Annotated in this window: 14 protein-coding genes and 1 pseudogene; 4 read left to right on the top strand and 11 right to left on the bottom strand. The window is 48.2% G+C overall.

Going from position 1 to position 16,310, the window contains the following annotated elements; genetic code table 11:
- The 3 genes and pseudogenes from SFV55_RS30240 to SFV55_RS16570 form a co-directional block, all read right to left on the bottom strand.
- A pseudogene (locus SFV55_RS30240) lies at positions 1-174 on the bottom strand (AAA family ATPase); the annotation flags it as partial.
- Between the two features lie 259 nt (positions 175-433).
- A complete protein-coding gene (locus tag SFV55_RS16575) occupies positions 434-1,519 on the bottom strand; it encodes a mannose-1-phosphate guanylyltransferase (RefSeq protein WP_320030641.1) in 1,086 nt (361 codons plus the stop codon).
- A gap of 102 nt (positions 1,520-1,621) precedes the next feature.
- A complete protein-coding gene (locus SFV55_RS16570; RefSeq protein WP_320030640.1) occupies positions 1,622-3,568 on the bottom strand; it encodes a histidinol-phosphatase in 1,947 nt (648 codons plus the stop codon).
- A gap of 280 nt (positions 3,569-3,848) precedes the next feature.
- On the opposite strand from SFV55_RS16570, the gene SFV55_RS16565 reads away from it, so the two are divergent.
- Together SFV55_RS16565 and SFV55_RS30235 are read left to right on the top strand one after the other, a co-directional pair.
- On the top strand, positions 3,849-4,076 hold the full coding sequence (locus SFV55_RS16565) for a DUF433 domain-containing protein (protein ID WP_320030639.1): 228 nt from the start codon (positions 3,849-3,851) through the stop codon (positions 4,074-4,076).
- Entirely contained in the window at positions 4,030-4,296 is a 267-nt protein-coding gene (locus SFV55_RS30235) for a DUF5615 family PIN-like protein (protein ID WP_413776714.1), read from the top strand. The genes SFV55_RS16565 and SFV55_RS30235 overlap by 47 nt, the downstream gene beginning before the upstream one ends.
- A gap of 341 nt (positions 4,297-4,637) precedes the next feature.
- Here SFV55_RS30235 and SFV55_RS16560 read toward each other — a convergent pair whose 3' ends face one another.
- The gene (locus SFV55_RS16560) at positions 4,638-5,060 is read right to left on the bottom strand and encodes a hypothetical protein (RefSeq protein ID WP_320030638.1); all 423 of its coding nucleotides are present in this window, start codon (positions 5,058-5,060) and stop codon (positions 4,638-4,640) included.
- A 10-nt stretch (positions 5,061-5,070) separates the two neighbouring features.
- Complete coding sequence (locus SFV55_RS16555; RefSeq protein WP_320030637.1) at positions 5,071-5,598, bottom strand: hypothetical protein; 528 nt, start codon at positions 5,596-5,598, stop codon at positions 5,071-5,073.
- Positions 5,599-5,730: 132 nt separating this feature from the next.
- Between SFV55_RS16555 and SFV55_RS16550 the strand changes: the two genes are divergently transcribed.
- Positions 5,731-6,051 carry a helix-turn-helix transcriptional regulator gene (locus tag SFV55_RS16550; protein ID WP_320030636.1) on the top strand — a complete coding sequence of 107 codons (321 nt, stop codon included), beginning with the start codon at positions 5,731-5,733 and terminating at the stop codon, positions 6,049-6,051.
- 61 nt (positions 6,052-6,112) lie between these two features.
- On the opposite strand, the gene SFV55_RS16545 is transcribed toward SFV55_RS16550, so the two are convergent.
- Entirely contained in the window at positions 6,113-7,135 is a 1,023-nt protein-coding gene (locus SFV55_RS16545; protein ID WP_320030635.1) for a DUF4365 and DUF1817 domain-containing protein, read from the bottom strand.
- Positions 7,136-7,599: 464 nt separating this feature from the next.
- Between SFV55_RS16545 and SFV55_RS16540 the strand changes: the two genes are divergently transcribed.
- Positions 7,600-7,833 carry a hypothetical protein gene (locus SFV55_RS16540; RefSeq protein WP_320030634.1) on the top strand — a complete coding sequence of 78 codons (234 nt, stop codon included), beginning with the start codon at positions 7,600-7,602 and terminating at the stop codon, positions 7,831-7,833.
- A gap of 256 nt (positions 7,834-8,089) precedes the next feature.
- On the opposite strand, the gene SFV55_RS16535 is transcribed toward SFV55_RS16540, so the two are convergent.
- From SFV55_RS16535 to SFV55_RS16515, 5 genes are all read right to left on the bottom strand, one after another.
- Positions 8,090-9,688, bottom strand: coding sequence for a glycoside hydrolase family 28 protein (locus SFV55_RS16535; protein WP_320030633.1), 1,599 nt, complete (start codon positions 9,686-9,688; stop codon positions 8,090-8,092).
- 254 nt (positions 9,689-9,942) lie between these two features.
- The gene (locus SFV55_RS16530) at positions 9,943-11,271 is read right to left on the bottom strand and encodes a Gfo/Idh/MocA family oxidoreductase (protein WP_320030632.1); all 1,329 of its coding nucleotides are present in this window, start codon (positions 11,269-11,271) and stop codon (positions 9,943-9,945) included.
- 21 nt (positions 11,272-11,292) lie between these two features.
- A complete protein-coding gene (locus tag SFV55_RS16525) occupies positions 11,293-12,333 on the bottom strand; it encodes an NAD(P)-dependent alcohol dehydrogenase (RefSeq protein WP_320030631.1) in 1,041 nt (346 codons plus the stop codon).
- 6 nt (positions 12,334-12,339) lie between these two features.
- On the bottom strand, positions 12,340-14,373 hold the full coding sequence (locus SFV55_RS16520) for an NPCBM/NEW2 domain-containing protein (protein ID WP_320030630.1): 2,034 nt from the start codon (positions 14,371-14,373) through the stop codon (positions 12,340-12,342).
- A complete protein-coding gene (locus SFV55_RS16515) occupies positions 14,370-16,283 on the bottom strand; it encodes a hypothetical protein (protein ID WP_320030629.1) in 1,914 nt (637 codons plus the stop codon). The genes SFV55_RS16520 and SFV55_RS16515 overlap by 4 nt, the downstream gene beginning before the upstream one ends.
- Between the last annotated feature and the right edge of the window lie 27 nt (positions 16,284-16,310).

The following is a 16,310-nucleotide window of genomic DNA, read 5'->3' as shown; positions in this document are numbered from 1 at the left end:
TTTGGCCAATCCTGGCACCCCTACCAACAGGCTATGTCCATTGCTAAACAGGGCAATGATTACGGCTTTCACCACGTCATCTTGTCCTACAATCACTTTGCCAATCTCTTTCTTCAGATCCTTATAAGATTGTGCCATTGCATCAACGGCTTCAACGTCGGATTTATATTCCATTAAGCTAAAACTTTAAGTATTCTCACCAAGAACGAACGAAAATACTGCTTTGTTGAAATCTTGCATAGGTTGAGGGTAAAAAAAAGCGCTGAGGTCGGTAAATAGCAGTTTTGGTCACTAAGTGGCGACAAAAAATAAATGATCATTTTGCCAGAGAACCAGATGAATAACCGTCTCATTCCAAGTGTCTTATCTAATACTTTGGCTCAAGAAAAATGATCACTTATTTTTGCCTCATTACTGATGTCCTTGCTATACCTTAAAGAAAATTTCCACCAAATTGCTGGCCAATCACTTCTGTTATCTTTTTGATCTCCTGTTCTTTGGCCTTAGGATGGATGAGTAAGATGTCACCTTCATCAACCACAATATAGTCTTCCAGGTCTTTGATGACCACCAGTTTGTCTTTTGGTGCCCGCAACAAACAGTTGTTGACATTGTACAACACATGAGGTCCCAGATTGGTTACGTTCTGCTGGGCGTCCTGCTCCGCCTCGGCATGTAGAGAGGCCCAGGTGCCCAAATCTGACCAACCAAAACTGGAAGGAATGGTATACACATTGCTCGCTTTTTCCATGATGGCGTAATCTATGGAAATACTTAGGGTATTGGGGTAGACGCGATCAATGTACGCCTGTTCACCTGGGGTATTGTAATGCTCGGGTTCGGCCCACAATACGTCCAGAATTTCGCTGGCATGTTGCCCAAAAGCCTCGATCAGGTTTTTGACTTTCCAGATAAAAATACCTGCATTCCAGAGGTAATCACCACTGGCTAAAAAAGCCTGAGCTTGCTCCAGGGGTGGTTTTTCCGTAAACCTCAATACCTGGTGTACATTCCCTTCAGTAGCCTTTTTTTCAAAATTGATGTAACCGTACCCCGTATCCGGACGGGTGGGTTGAATGCCCAAAGTCAATAGAGCATTGTTTTTTTCGGTAAAAGCCAAAGCAGCTTGTAAGGCCTGGATGAAATTGGGTTCCTGTAAAATGATGTGATCCGAAGGAGCCACCACCAGATTGGCTTCAGGATTCAAAACCTGCAATTTCAAAGCGGTGTAGGCAATACACGGCCCGGTATTGTTGCGTGAAGGTTCACAAAGGATTTGGTTGTCGTTCAATTCTGGCAGGTGCTCTTTGACCAAATCGCGGTAAATGCCATTCGTTACAATGAATATATTTTCTGCGGGACAAAGAGCCAAAAAACGCTCAAAGGTCATGCGCAGCAGCGATTTGCCGATCCCCAGGATGTCCAGAAATTGTTTCGGGCGAGCAGTACGGCTCGCGGGCCAAAAACGGGAGCCAACGCCCCCTGCCATGATGGCTACGTAGTTGTTGTTAGTAGGCATTATATATTGATCTAGGTTTTATAGGTATCAGATCGCCATTGATCAAAGTGATCTGGCAGATAGAGCAAAATAACGGAGAAAATTGCTGTGATAGTGTACCTTTTATTTGCTTGTGCCCAAAAACTTGCGCAATTCTTCCAAACGATCGGTATTGATCAGGTCTACTCCGGCATTGCGCAAGGTTTGCCACACTTGTTCATTCTCGGGTGAAGCCCAAAAACGCAACTTTTTACCTTCTGCGTGGACTTTTTTGACCATCTCCAACAATTTGGCTTTTTCATCGGCGGGCATTTCACCTTGACCCAGCCATTTGAAATGATTGCGGTAGTTGTCGCTGATGATGGGCATGAGTTGGGGCGAAATCTTTTTGCCCAGGTCGCCGGGGCGGCCATCCAGTCCAGCCAGCCGTTCCATCTGCTTGCTCATGGTTTCAATGGGTCGATTGCCGGAAATTACAATTTGTACAGGTGCTTGATTGCAGTTTTTGCGGGTACAGGCCTTGAGGATGTCCCGATTGCGCTGGAAGGTTCTGTCCAGGGCAGCGTAAGTATCCTCCGCTCCGGTTTTGATGTCGACGAACAAATAGAAAGTTTGGCTGAAATCGGGATAAACCTTTCCTCCATTTTGCCGGATGCGCTGCCGCAATGGGCGCAGGTACAATTGCTCCAGGCCTCGCGCCGGATCTCGGTAATAGGGGCGATTGTGCGCTACGTACAAGGAATCCTGCATCAGGTATACATCGGCTTCCACACTGGTAAACCCTTGTTCCAAAGCATCCCATAGCGGGCGGCTGTGCTCGTAGTCGTTGTGGGCATGGGCGTTGGGCAGTGCGGATACATTGCTTATCGTTGGCCAATGCGTAGGGGCAACGGGCTGAGTCCAGGCCACTTCTTTGTCGTTGGGGAAATAAGGATTGAATTTTTCTTTGTTCGAGCTGATTTTGGCACGGACAAACCATTCGTCACCCTGCAAGGTGTAACGAATCAGGCTGGTGTCACCATGAGTCAGCGCCACTTCGCGCAGGATTTCGGAGGCTTGTTTCCCCTTTTTGATGCCAATGAATTGAACGGTGTATTTCACATTGGGCTCGGTTTTGACCCGCAAGGCGATGGCTTTTGGCGACTGTTGCAGGTCGGCTAGTTCAACTCCGGTGCTGGCATAAAATTGCCCGGCTTCCATCGCTTCTACAATGGCCCCTCCGTGCAGGGAATCGGCCCGCACCATCACCCAACCCCGGCCCGTGTTGGCGTATTGCAAACCAAAAAAATGGTAATTGTGGCTATCATCCGTGGCCAGGCCGTACATCAAGGGTTGTCCGATTTGGGCGTAGTGCAGGTTGATCTGGTCCCAAAGCGGCTCCATGCCCAGGTGGGTGCTATCGCCATAATTGAACACTGCCGGGTGGCCGTTGAATACTTCAAAAAAACGCTCGTGCTTCAAGGCCTGCATGTCGGCAGGACTGATGGCAAAATGGAAATTGGGGTGATTGATGTGGGGAAACATGGGTTGCCCGCTGATGCGGCGTTGGGCCATCACCGCGTCGATGTTGCTTTGTAGTACTTCGCGTACACTGTTTCCGCGCTGGACGGGCACAAAACCTTTGATGTTGGTGGCGTTGAGGTGCAAGGGTTTACCCGCATAGCTGGCTGATATTTCTTCACTGGGTAAAATGAGAAAGCGCCCCTTTTCTTCAAACAAGGGCACGTATTCTTTAAAGGTTTTCAGGCGCACCCGCAGGGAGTCTTTGCCGCGTTTTTCGTACACCACCCAATCGCTGCCATAAGTGTGCAGGTAGCGGTCAAAGGCCCGCCGCCGTTCGGGTGCGCGGGGAACCCAGCGCCACTGCTCGCCTTCTTGCAGGGTGTTGTGGTCGGATAACCCAACAAAATGGTAACCGGACGCCTTGTACCAGGCCATGATCATTTCGGGGTAATCATCGCCGTCGCTCCAAAGGGAGTGGGTGTGGAGGTTGCCTTTGAGCCAGGTTTGGGCCTGGAGGGGGGCTAGGATGATGCAGAGTAGAGAGCAAAGGATGAAGTGATTTTTCATAGGTTGGTGTTTGGTGGGGGTAAAATACGGCGGAGGTTCGGAAGGTGTTCTCTTCGACTGGTATTTTTTGGAGACTACGTTCATTAAAGCGTGGAATTTAGTACCACTGGACATTTTGTATTTCAGAAGCGAAGGACATGAATTGCCACGTGCTTTAGCGCGTGGATGGAGATTGTCTTTTTGATGGACTTTAGTCCGGCATTAATCTTCCCACCGAAACTTTTCCTCTCCATTCGTGGTTTCTTGATCAAAATTGAATAAATTGCCTAAAAAATAATCCATGATTCAGTTAAAACGAATCACTTTTAACCCTGATGTGATGGGCGGAAAACCTTGTATTCGGGGAATGCGCATTACCGTTGGAACGATAGTTGGGCTGGTAGCTTGCGGTTATTCGTTTGTGAAAATTTTAGAATACTATCCCTATCTTGAAGAAGAGGACATCAAAGAAGCCTTGACTTATGCCGCTTGGCGTGCAGAAGAAGTGGAAGCCCCATTTGCTGCTTGATTACATTGCATCCAACTATTTAGCTTTTATGAAAATTGTAGTTGATATGTGTCTGCCGCCCCTTTGGGTAGACTATTTTAAACAGTCGAATATTGAAGCCTCCCATTGGACACAAATCGGAGACGTTAAGGCCGCGGATCGAGAAATTTTTGCTTGGGCAAAGGATCATGGGTACATTGTATTTACGCACGATCTGGATTTTGGGGCTATTTTAGCCTAACAAATGCCAATGCACCTTCTGTGATTCAAATTCGCACCCAAGATGTCACTCCTGAAAAGCAAGCAACGCGATTGATCGAAGCCATAAAGACACATGAGGCCTACCTACTTGCCGGAGCACTATTGACTATCGATGAGCTTAAATCCAAAATTAGAATTTTACCGATTCATCAGTAACAAACCGATGAACTCCTATTAAAGGATTATCAGCAAGACGAGGAATTGATTGCTTTTACGGCTATAGATCACTTAGACATGCTAGTCTTAGTCCTCGACTACAAAATAAAAGGCTACCACAGGTACGGGTCTCTATTGTCTACTTTCGTAGCCAATTAGATTCAATTAAGCAGTTACAGGGTGTAGCCAATTTTGCCTTTCAAATAATTCCTGCACATCCTTTACGAAGCGCTCGGCATCAAAATTGCGGATTTTTTTCTTGCTCAAATACTCCTGCATGGTGTCTACATACTTGGCCGCCATCAGGTGCAATACCTCTTCCGGACTGGATTGTTGAACTACAGCATAGGATAGGCTCATTTGGGTGTAAATTTCCTTGCGTTTGGGCCGGTAACTGAAGCTGTCTACATGGGTACGGTCGTCATCTTGTTCGATGATGTAAATGAAGGCAATGCCCACAATCTCCCCGTAATCGCTGAGTTTTAGGTGGTCTTTCAAGGCGGCCTCAATCAGATTGATGTTGTCGATGGCCACTTCATCAGGTACTTCGTGCCAGGTGACACTGGATACTACAAATGGATCACGCATGGTTTTGTTTTTATCGGTCTACCTTGTTACCAGGAGGGCGAATCAAAGGCTTAGCGCGCTTTAAGTTCTCCGGGAGGGTAGCGTAATTGTATATTTTGTATGCCTCCTGGATGAGGCAATCTTCAATTGTTCCTCTGTATTCAACCTGGTACAACAAATTCATTCGTTCGAGCCAGGCGTTTCTGTATCGACGGTCCGTAAAGGTCACGCCGTACTTCCAAACTTCACCTTTGCGCAAAAAAATGAGTGAATCCTGCCCACAATTGTAACAGGGAAAGTAGCCATCATTGGCGGCACGCAAAACGTACTGACTGGCTTTTTTTACTCTTTTTGCGCGTTCATTCAACTCCTTCTGCCGCTGTGGGGAGAGCTGGGCATTTCCATCTGCGTCAACAACGATAAAGTCTACTCCCTCCCAATACGCATAAAAGCCCAAGATAGTCAGCATCAGGAAAAAAAGCAAGATTGCCTTGTTACCTTTTCGCGGAGGCTCGGAAGGTGCTCCCTTCGGCTGGTATTTTTTGGAGACCGCATTCATAAAACGAGGAATTTAGTTGTTTATAGGGTTGGGAATCCGTCAATAAATGGATTACTTTGGAAATTGGTTTCTAGCAGGGCCAAAGATAAAAAAATAATTTTACAACATTCCTTTTTATTGTAAAAAATTCCAATGGCAATAGAAAAACCGACCGAGCAATCCATTTATCATCAGGTGAAAGCGGTGATGAAGTCGCTCAACATCGACCAGGCGCAATTGGGCGAAAAACTGGATTTAACCCAGGCTTCAGTGAGCAAAGCTCTGAATGGCGGCAATGAAAAAACCTTTAAGCGCATTGTGGAGCTGCTAGGAACGGAATACGGCGTTACCTCCCTGAATCAACACCTTGAATCTGCCGTAGGCAATGATATCGCTGCCATCAAAAGTGATTTGCGGGAGATTAAAGAGGAGTTGAAAGAGTTGAGAAAGATCATTGGGAGATTGGAGAAGTGAGGCGGGATATTCGTAGCCACTGGATACCTTACCTGCTTGCAATTGTTGTAGGACTTAGGTTTCATCCTATCATGTCTTCACCATATATAATCTTTGTTATTTTACTACTCTGCTCTCGATTTATTGTTTCTGGGATTCCAAATTCGTCGGAAAGTATATTGAGCCAATGAAATAAAAATCCCACAAAGTCATTAGTTTGCTCGTCATCCATTTCCATATAACTATTCATCATTATGTCTTTTTCGGCTATTTTGTAATCTACACAACAACTAAAAAGAACTCCTAGTCCATAATATTTTGATATATCTCCATCCATATTAAGAAAATACCCCCAATACTTAAATTCATGTAGCGCTAATTTCGCCCATTGACGTACTTCAGGAATTTCATACAATTCTCGGCTGTCCTCATCATAACCAATTATCACAAAGGTCAATTTTCCTTTGCATTTTTTCACCATGTCTTCATTAGCGGTAAGCCTTTTTTGGAGAGTAACTAGGCCCTCTATATCTAGGTTCTCAATTTCCTCTCGGTGTATTTCGATAGCAACAATAGCTACCTCATCTTTCATGAACTCTTCATTTATTGCCCACTGATACTTCAATTGGCTCAAATAATCTAGTTCACTTCCTGCCATTTTTTTAAATATATGCTTTACTTCTTTATTAACTTTTTGATTTTCAGGAACAACTATAGACCACCCGGATTTAGTCTCAGATATTTTGTCCAAGTCAAATTCTACCCAATAAATATCTTTGCTATCTATATCTACTAAAAAAATAAGGACAGTATGATTTAAATTCATATAATAGTTGATATGCTTAAGATCTCCTCTAAATAGCCAACCATTTGCTTTTTTTGTTAAAAAATAGCTAGCACCTGTTTTTATTTGAACTCCTAAATACCTCCCTGTTACCTGATTATTTTCTGTAATTATATCAATGTATGCATCTATCCCAAAGTCATGTTCTAAGGGAGTTGGTCTGAATATCCATCGAAATTCATCTTCAATTACTTGTTTAACCAAAGTAACCCCTCTATCAGCTGTTCTTCGGTTTTGCTCATACTTGGGAAAATCATTCATATGTAAAAATATTTAAATAAAATCCGTTTTTTGTGGCATACTTGGGACTATTCTACTGGACATATTATTTCGCGCAAAAATATTTGTGAGACTTAAATATCCAGTAGCGTGCCTGAGGACACATTAACAAACATACCTATAAAAGTGCTAATATGCAACCTGGAATCATAGCAAATCCAACGAGATATCATCTCAACAGATTCTCCCCCTCAACCTCCTCACTTTCCTCCGCGAAATGGACGCCCGCCACATCTTCGAATCCTCTGGTGGCACTTGGCGATTCCGGCACAAAATTCTCCAAGACTATTTCATTCAGGAATATAAGCGGATGGAGCGGGAGCAGTTGCTGCCGAACTAAAAAATGGGCTAATCATTCCACTCAAAAGAATCACACCAAAACTTGACTCCAAAACATTTTGTTCTTATCTTTCGCAACAATACCAATTTGCTGTGAAAATTAGCCTATGAGTGCTGAAGCATTGCAACTATTAGCCATCATCAAACGCTTATCGCTCAGTGAAAAACTGGAGATAATGGAGCTGATTTCTAAAAACATCAAAGAAGAAAACATGCTTGCTGAAGATGAGACTGCACAGAGAAAAGCTGCTGCTGAATTTCTATTAAAGGATTATCAGCAAGACGAGGAATTGGTTGCTTTTACGGCTATAGATCACGAAGCTTTTTGTGAAAATAACTGAAAGTTGGCTGATTAACTTGGACCCTACCTGCTGGACGTAGAAAGACCGTTAAATCGAATCATCGAACTTTAAAACATCAACTCAGTGGAGATAACTCAATTTGTGCGAAAGCTCCGCATAAATTGAGTTGGTGGCATAAAATTATCGCATGCGGATCAAGTTGTAGAGATTTGTTCAATCAGATGTTGGTAATTGCTTTTGCCTAATCCACTAAGCTATCAAGCCTCATCCCCAAGACAATTTCGCTTGAGTTGACCTACTCCAACCCACTCCTCCTCACCCCCATCGCCTCCCCAACCGGCATTTTCAACCCCTTCAGCACCACCTCGCTCCGATTCAGCAGCACCACTGGCATCTCCTTCGCCGTCAGCACTTCCACCCCATCAAACTCCGAACTGTTGACATCATCCAGCACCAGCGCTGGCCGGAAATCATCGTCCACATACCTCAATTTCATCCCCTTGATTTTGATGCCTTCCGCGTGGCGCAGGTAAAAGCCCCAGGCGGGTAGCTCCCCAAACATCGAAAACTCGGGATAGGCTTTGGGATTTTCCGGTATGCTCGTGATTTTGTCCAGCGGGATCTGGGCGATTTCCTTTTTCGCGCGGCCACCGTAGGTGATCTCGATGTCTTCCAGGGTCACATCCTGCACGGGGTGGCCGGGCAGGCCCACGATGGAGGAAGGAATTAGGTTGTAGGGCAAAAAAGGATGGCCATAAATGTGGAAATGCGAGGGGCGTTTGGGCATTTTGTCTTCGCCCGGGCGCAGGTGGTCGGGTGGCCCTTCGATTGGATAACCCTGGTCGGGCTTGTAGAGGGGGACTTCCACTTTGACGTGAGCGATGTACACCCCTTTGAGCGTGCTCGCTTTGCCTTCCGTGCGTTGGCCCAAGCGGATAAAGATGGCGTTGCCTGTATTTTTGGCATTGATGTGTTGAATGTCGATGCCCGTCAAATCGCCGCCATCAACCGATTCCAGGGCGATGGCCGAACGGTAGGTGTCGAAAATAGTCAGGTTGCGCACGGTGACCTTGCGGAAACCACCGTCGCTACGCGTCCCAAACTTGAGCGCATTGGCACTGGAGCGCAGGGTGCAGTTTTCGATGTAGACGTTCTCACAACCCAGCGCAGGGTTTTCGGATTTGAGGCAGATCGCGTCGTCGGTAGAATTGATGAAACAATTGCTGATGCGCACGTTTTTGGAATCGGTGATGTCCAGGCCGTCGTTGTTCCAGTAGGCGGTGCTTTGTACGGTGATGCCATCGATGGTCAGGTTGGAACACTCCCGGTAGTCCTGCACCCAATCGGTGGCGTTTTTGAGGGTAACCCCGGTGATGGAGATGTCGCTGCAAGATTTAAAATTCAACACCATTGCTCGGCCGCCGGGGCGTTTCACCTTCCAGATCGTGTCTTGGACCATTTCGCCGCTGCGCAGTTTTTTAAAAATATCCAGCATCAACTCCTGCCCTTGCCCGTCAATGATGCCCTGGCCACTGATGCCGATGTGCTGCTGGTTTTCGGCCATGACTACGGCGGGGCGGTCGGGTACCACTGCGTAATCGTTGCGCTTGGTTGGGCCGAGCAGCCGGGCACCGAGTTCCAGGTACAGGGTTACGCCAGATTTTAACCAAATGGTGCCCGTCATAAAATTGCCTGGAGGAACGATGACCTTGCCGCCACCCGATTTGGCCACTTTATCGATGGCTTTTTGAATGGCCAAGGCGTTGTTGGTGATGCCGTCGGCACTGGCGCCGAAGGAGGTGATTTTGAGCGATTTGGTTTGGGCAATTGCCGTGCTGGACAACAACAAAAGCACCGGGAAGAAGAGATAAAGTGGTAGGTTTTTCAGGAACATGATGGATCAATTTTGGACGCAACGGACACGAAGGCCTGTAGCTGGTGGAATGGGAGTACTTTCGAACATGCTTTATCACTCAATTCTTTTAACACAGCCAAAGCGGCATTTTTTTTCACAGAGAAAACACAAAGAATCACAGAGAACACAGAGACCGTCAACGTCTAACTTTGTGCCCTCTGTGCCCCTTTGTGTTTTCTCTGTGAAAAAAAATGCCGCTTTGGTTTCATTTTCAAACTTCGTGACAACTTGACTCACACCTTCGGGAAATCAAACCCATTGTGGTACTTCGGCAAAATCAAGGCATTCGCCTTTTTGCTGTTGAATTTACCCTTGGCCGCATCCCAATAAATTTTCTCTCCGGTGCGGTATGCCACGTTGCCCATGTGCGCATTGACGGCCACGGTAGCGCCCGCGTGAATGGGGCAAGCCAAATCCTCCCGTTTGCCACTTTTCATCACGTCGACGAAGTTTTGGGCGTGGAGATCCAAGCCATTGTCTGCTTTGGGCTGCAGCTCGACGCCTTCCATGCGGAATTTTTCAGCGCCGTCTTTTTCCGGGATGACCTCCCAGCCGTTTCTGGTTACCACCAGGGTGCCTTTGATACCGATAAAGGCGATTCCATGGCCCTTGCCGTACTGGCCCGCCCCAGTGCCCATGTAGTGTTCCCAGGTATTGGTAAAGGTGCCAAAATCGTAGGTGACGTGGATGTAGTCGGGCGTTTCGCGGGCGTCGGTGGGGAAGATGCGTTTGCCACCCACTGCCGATACCGATAGCGGTTCATTCACACCCATGCCCCAAAGCATGATGTCGAGCAGATGTACTCCCCAGTCGCACATCAGGCCGCCCGCGTAATCCCAAAACCAGCGGAATTCGTAGTGGAAGCGGTTGGCGTTGAAGTCGCGCATTTGCGCGGGGCCGAGCCACATTTTGTAGTCCACACCTTCGGGTACGGGGCTATTCGCTACAACTGGTAAGGGTTGTGTGCCCCGGTACATCCAGGTTTTGGTATTGATGATCGGGCCGAGTTGGCCGGATTTGACGAAGGCGATTGCGTCCTTGAAGTGTTTTTGGCTGCGCTGCCATTGGTTGACTTGCACCACTTTGCCCGAGGCTTCGGTGGCACGGATCATGGCTTTGGCCTCGCCAATGGAGTTGGCTACGGGTTTTTCTACGTACACGTGTTTGCCCGCCGAGAGGGAATCGGTGAGTTGCAGGCAATGCCAATGGTCGGGGGTGGCCACGAGTACCGCGTCGAGGTCTTTGTCTTCGAGCATCTTGCGGTAGTCTTTGTACAGCTTCAGATTGGGTACTCCGGCTTTGCTCAGGTCGTCTTTGCGCTTGGCCAATTGTGCGTCGTCTACATCACAAATGGCAGTGAGGTTGACGTCATTGATCTTTAAAAATGCCCGGATGTTGTTGAAACCCTGGTTTTTTACACCGATGAGGCCAACGTTGATTTTGTCACTGGGTGCCACGGCTTTGCGGATGGCGACGATGGCTTCAAGAGGTAAAAACTCCATGAGCCCGAGGCCACCGAGGGCGGTAGCGGTATTTTTGATAAAAGTCCTGCGTGTTTTCATGATGTTGGTTAATTGGTGTTTCTAAAGGGTTTTCATGTCAATCACAAAGCGGTATTTCACATCGGATTTGAGGATGCGGTCGTAGGCTTCATTGATGTCTTTCATGGCGATGACTTCCACATCTGAAACGATGTTGTGCTCGGCGCAGTAATCCAACATTTCCTGGGTTTCCCGGATGCCCCCAATCATGGAGCCGACAATGCTGCGGCGTTTCGAAATGAGTTTATCCGCAGCTACACTATGGTCTTCAGGCGGGATGCCGACCAGGAGCATTTTGCCCTCTACTTTGAGCAAATCCAAAAAGCTGTTGAGGTCGTGAACGGCTGAAACCGTATTCAAAATGAAGTCAAAATGATTTTTCAGCGGTTTCATTTGTGCTTCATCCGTGGTCAGTACAAAATGCTGCGCACCCAAGCGCCTGGCATCGGCTTCCTTAGAGGGAGAGGTGCTCAACATGGTTACTTCAGCCCCAAAAGAAGCGGCAAATTTAACGGCCATGTGCCCCAACCCACCTAAACCCAGCACTGCTACTTTGTGCCCTTTGCCTACTCCGGCAAAGCGCAGTGGGGAATACGTCGTGATCCCGGCACACAACAAGGGCGCAACGGCCTCCAACTGATCGGTAAAGGGGATGTGCAGGGCGTATTTTTCATCAATGACATACTTGGATGAATACCCACCAAAGGTCGGTGTAACGCCATCGCGGTAAAACCCATTGTAGGTTGGCGTCATGCCTTCATCACAATACTGCTCCATCCCGCTTTGGCAGGAAGGACAAGTACGGCAAGAATCAACAAAAACCGCTACACCAGCCAGATCTCCCACTTTAAATTTGGTAACATTGTTGCCAATTGCGGATACCCGACCAACGATTTCATGCCCGGGTACAATCGGATAAACCGAGGGTCCCCACTCGCTTCTGGCCATGTGGATGTCGGAGTGGCATACCCCACAGTACATAATATCGACCAAAATATCGTCCGCGCCGACTTCTCTTCTTTCAAAATCAATGGGTGCAATTGGAGCTGTTTTGCTCAGGGCACCATAACCATTTACTTGCATATTGAATTATTTGATGGGTGTAAATTTGAGCAGAATAACCCCATGATAAGGAATATTTGCCTGGAATGATCCGGTATATTCCGCGGCATCTTTTTGCCGCCAAACATCCCGTATCAAATATCTGCCTTTAAGACCAATCTTATCGAAGTGGAGGGTGAATACTCTTTGCGGCTCATCGCCCCAACGAAAGTAGGATTCCGGTGTTTTGCCATAACCCGCAATATTGAATAAGCCAACGGCAAAAGAGCCATCCTCCAGTGGTTTCAGCCAGACCTGCACATCGTCTTCCTCCAAAACCAGCCGCCCCGCTTTCCCCAATGGATCCTGATTGATGGCAATCACTTCGTCGTTGCTCAACAAATTCAGGGTAAAATCATCCAGCCGTTCAATGGGGCAACCAATCAGCATGGGCGCAGCCAACAAACTGAAGATGCTCACGTGGCTGTACTGCTCATCTGGTGTCAAACGGGTCGGGTGCATCATCGGGCCAATGGAAACCTCACCTAGAATCATCATGTCCGGGTCCATCCAGTGTCCGGGGCCGGAAAAAGGCGCCCAGCGATCCAGGGTAAAAGAAGTGTGGTACAAACTGGTCCAACTGTCCTTGATGTCGGGGCCAGTGCGGTACATGTTGGTGACCCGATTCCAGTCCTTGACCTTGTCGAACGGGGCATTGTTGGAAATGCTAAAAACAATATCCCGCCCCGATTTTTTCAAAGCTTCCGACATCCGTTCCGCTGAAACTACATCGATGCGCCAGTCGTATTTGAGGAAATCGGTCCCCCAGGCGGCCATTTGCCGGGCGTCGTTGCGCTCAAAGCGGTACTTGGCAATCCGGCTATAGGGTTGGCGGCTGGGGACAAACAGTTTTTGGGTTTCCCCACCCGCCGGATAATCCGAAGAGGCTCCGATGAAACCAGCGTAACTGGCAATATAGGGCGTGGAATACAAACCCACTTTTAAGCCTAGGGCATGAATACGATCCATCATGCCCTTGATGTCTGGGAATTTTTCATTGGCTTGCAACGCGGTATCGGGCCCGCTGCGGATGCCTTGCCAGGCGTCGTCGATGTTGATGTAAGTCCAACCGTGGTCGCGTAAACCCTTGCTGACCATGGCCTCAGCGGAGGCGATGACTTTACCCTGGTCGATGTTCCGCGCCCAGGAATTCCAGCCATTCCAACCGATGGGCGGGGTGAGGGCGATGGTATCACCGATGTTGAGCAGGAGTTTTTGCTGGGCTTTACCGTATTTGTTTTTGGCCTTTAAGGAAATCGAGTAGTTGCCGCGTTGAGCGACCCGGCCAGAGATGATACCCGTTTTGGCATCGAGTTTTAAACCTTTGGGCAAAGGGGTCGCTGAAAAAAGCATGGGTCTTTCACCCGTGGCGGCAATGGTGTACAAAACCGAATTGCCCGGCGTAGCGCCGAATATTTTAGCAGAATTGATGCGTGGCTTTTTGCCGGGAGCAGGCGTTGTAATGTATTTTTTATCCTCATTGGGAAGGTATCCGGGTTTGCTGCCGTCCAACATTTCCAATTTGGCGTTTGCCCAATTGGCATAAGTTCTTTTGTTGTTGGAGCCTCCTATCCGGTCGGTCACCAGCAATCCAAAACGCTCGACGCCACGGAGGTCGACATCTACGGTTACGGGGGCATCGCCGTGTTTCATGTCGAGTTTTTCAAAGAGCACTTTGTGGTCTGCCACTACGTAAAAACTCAAGGGAATATCCTGGTTGCCGCTGTCATCGGGGCCGACCAGGGCAGTGAAACGGGTAGCTTTTTTGTGGAGGTAAAAAGCCAGGATCATCGGTGACTGCCCTCCGATGCCACGCAAAAAGCGCTGGCCCTGGATACGAATGGTGTCTTTGCCATAACTTGCCTTGGCTTCCACCGGGCGTAGGCCTTCCGAAAAAGTCTGGATGGGTAAATCGTCGAGCCAAACGGTAGTGTTGGACTGGGCAAAAACTTGACAGGTGATTGCCAACTCCAACAGCCAAAATAACAAACAGGAATTTCTCTTGTGTATAAGTGTGCTCATCTTTTTACCACTGACTTGAATTGTTCCAAAATGGGTTTTCCAATCTCTACGCCATCAATATTCAGCAGAAAATCCGCAGGCAAGGGTTGAGGGTTGTAGTAGGCCAGGCGTTTTTTGTTGGCCAAATCGGCACGAAGCCCCAGTTTACCCGCCTTGGTCATCACGGCCACATCCAGTAGGCCATTTTCCGTTTTTACTGTAACTTCAGCCTGCAAAACCTCCTGCCGGAAAGCGGCAAATGCACGATCGGTTTTGATGCCCTCCACCACTTTCCACCACATGGCCACATTGGCTTTTCCATCGTCGGGATGCTGGAGGGTGATGCGCAGGGCAGCGTTGTGTTCCATGGGGAATTTTTCGCGGGTGGCAATGAATTGGAATCCATCGTTGTACAAAGCTGGCCTCGCACCTTGCTCCGCATTCGACCACAGGAAGCGAAAAGCAATCACCACGTCTTCGAAGCGGGCAAACAGGGTTTGAGTGGCGTCAAAATCGGTTTTGGCACCTATAGCAGGCACGGCCGTTGGCTGATTGCCCAGCCAGATTTCATCAAAAGTATTGGGTAAAACAATCGTTGAGTTCAGGTATTCGAAGATGCAGTTGTGGTCTTTGTTGCCGGATACCAGCATGACCATCTCGCCTTTGTTCTGGGCAGATTGCATAAAAGGCATCAGGTGCCGGGCTTTGTTCCATCCACCGTTCGATGGATAATTGGCGGGCATCAAATGTTTCATTTTTTCACCCATGCCTTCTGCCGACCAGGTGCCGTAATGGTCGTTGCGGCCTTCCATCACAAAGGCGATATTGGGCATTTCGGGGATTCGTTTGCTGCTGAGGTAGATCACGAAGGGTTTGTCATCGGGGCTGTAGGCTTGATTGGAGGAGCCCATGGAAAATTTATCACCTACAAAATCACAGGCGAAGGTGTGGGCCAAGCTGTCCCAGCGCTGCACGATGAAGCGGTTTTTTCGGTTCATCCATCCTTTTTGCTCAGTGGAAAGGCCAATTTCCTTTAAGGTTGAAAGGCACAGCTCGTGGAAAAGATGCAGGTTGCGATTGGGGCCGCCCAGCAGGGGATTAAAGTATTTTTCCTCCAACAAATCGCGGCTGAACACCCGGTTGTAATCGCGACTATGCGCCCCGCCCAGAATGCCCGCCCGAGGCAGGTAGTGTGCCGAAAGGTCGTTGAGAAAAAAACGCAGCGCCGCTCTGGCCTTGGCCTGGATATCGGCATCGGTAGAAAACCGACACAGCAGCAACAGCGATTCGAGGTCAACTCCGCAATAGGTTGGACTGTCGTACTCCCGGTTGCCGTAACGCGCCAGGTGATTCAGCCAAAGGTCAAAATACTTTCGGCCCTCTTCCAGAATCTCGGGCTGCTGGTACACTTGCCCATAAGCCACAAAATTCCAGATTTTCATCAGGTAGATATTGGTGTAGGAAATGCGGACGACCTGGTTTCGGGCACCTTTAAGGCCAAGGGTGAAAATTTCGTCCAGGGTTTTCCGGGCAGTTGGTGAGAGGCGGTCGTTGTACAGCAATTTGATGGGCAGGCCATACTGCATGCAAAATTCAATGTTGTTGCCATCACCTACATCCATCCCGGTTTCGTGCCAGCTCCAAAAAATGTTGCCATAACTCCTGCCCGCTGCGGGGTTGCTGATCATCCGGCTTTGGACCAGTTTTAATACCCACTCTACTTGTTGTGGCTCCAGGAATTGAGTATCGAGGGCATCGAGCAAAAACAGGAAACAATCCCGTACGGCCAGTTGAGGGGGGCTTTGTTGCAGGGCGGCCCATTCCCGTTTCAGGTTGGCCATACGTTCGGCGGGGTCGGGTAAAGGTGGCACAGCAAAATTGGCCTGGGCATTGGCTCGGGTAGCCAGGCAGATGCTCAGTAGAATTAACAAATTTGAAAGTTTGCCCATTACTGTAAA

Source organism: Haliscomenobacter sp., assembly GCF_033763495.1.
Lineage (GTDB): Bacteria > Bacteroidota > Bacteroidia > Chitinophagales > Saprospiraceae > Haliscomenobacter.
This window is presented reverse-complemented; position numbering and strand designations above follow the sequence as displayed.

Excerpts from the sequence above, each read along its gene's own strand:
- SFV55_RS16535 (WP_320030633.1), bottom strand. The coding sequence starts at position 9,688 with ATGTTCCTGAAAAACCTACCACTTTATCTCTTCTTCCCGGTGCTTTTG.
- SFV55_RS16560 (WP_320030638.1), bottom strand. The coding sequence starts at position 5,060 with ATGCGTGATCCATTTGTAGTATCCAGTGTCACCTGGCACGAAGTACCT.
- SFV55_RS16555 (WP_320030637.1), bottom strand. The coding sequence starts at position 5,598 with ATGAATGCGGTCTCCAAAAAATACCAGCCGAAGGGAGCACCTTCCGAG.
- SFV55_RS30235 (WP_413776714.1), top strand. The coding sequence starts at position 4,030 with ATGCCGCTTGGCGTGCAGAAGAAGTGGAAGCCCCATTTGCTGCTTGAT.
- SFV55_RS16545 (WP_320030635.1), bottom strand. The coding sequence starts at position 7,135 with ATGAATGATTTTCCCAAGTATGAGCAAAACCGAAGAACAGCTGATAGA.
- SFV55_RS16570 (WP_320030640.1), bottom strand. The coding sequence starts at position 3,568 with ATGAAAAATCACTTCATCCTTTGCTCTCTACTCTGCATCATCCTAGCC.
- SFV55_RS16525 (WP_320030631.1), bottom strand. The coding sequence starts at position 12,333 with ATGCAAGTAAATGGTTATGGTGCCCTGAGCAAAACAGCTCCAATTGCA.
- SFV55_RS16530 (WP_320030632.1), bottom strand. The coding sequence starts at position 11,271 with ATGAAAACACGCAGGACTTTTATCAAAAATACCGCTACCGCCCTCGGT.
- SFV55_RS16565 (WP_320030639.1), top strand. The coding sequence starts at position 3,849 with ATGATTCAGTTAAAACGAATCACTTTTAACCCTGATGTGATGGGCGGA.
- SFV55_RS16550 (WP_320030636.1), top strand. The coding sequence starts at position 5,731 with ATGGCAATAGAAAAACCGACCGAGCAATCCATTTATCATCAGGTGAAA.
- SFV55_RS16540 (WP_320030634.1), top strand. The coding sequence starts at position 7,600 with ATGAGTGCTGAAGCATTGCAACTATTAGCCATCATCAAACGCTTATCG.
- SFV55_RS16575 (WP_320030641.1), bottom strand. The coding sequence starts at position 1,519 with ATGCCTACTAACAACAACTACGTAGCCATCATGGCAGGGGGCGTTGGC.
- SFV55_RS16520 (WP_320030630.1), bottom strand. The coding sequence starts at position 14,373 with ATGAGCACACTTATACACAAGAGAAATTCCTGTTTGTTATTTTGGCTG.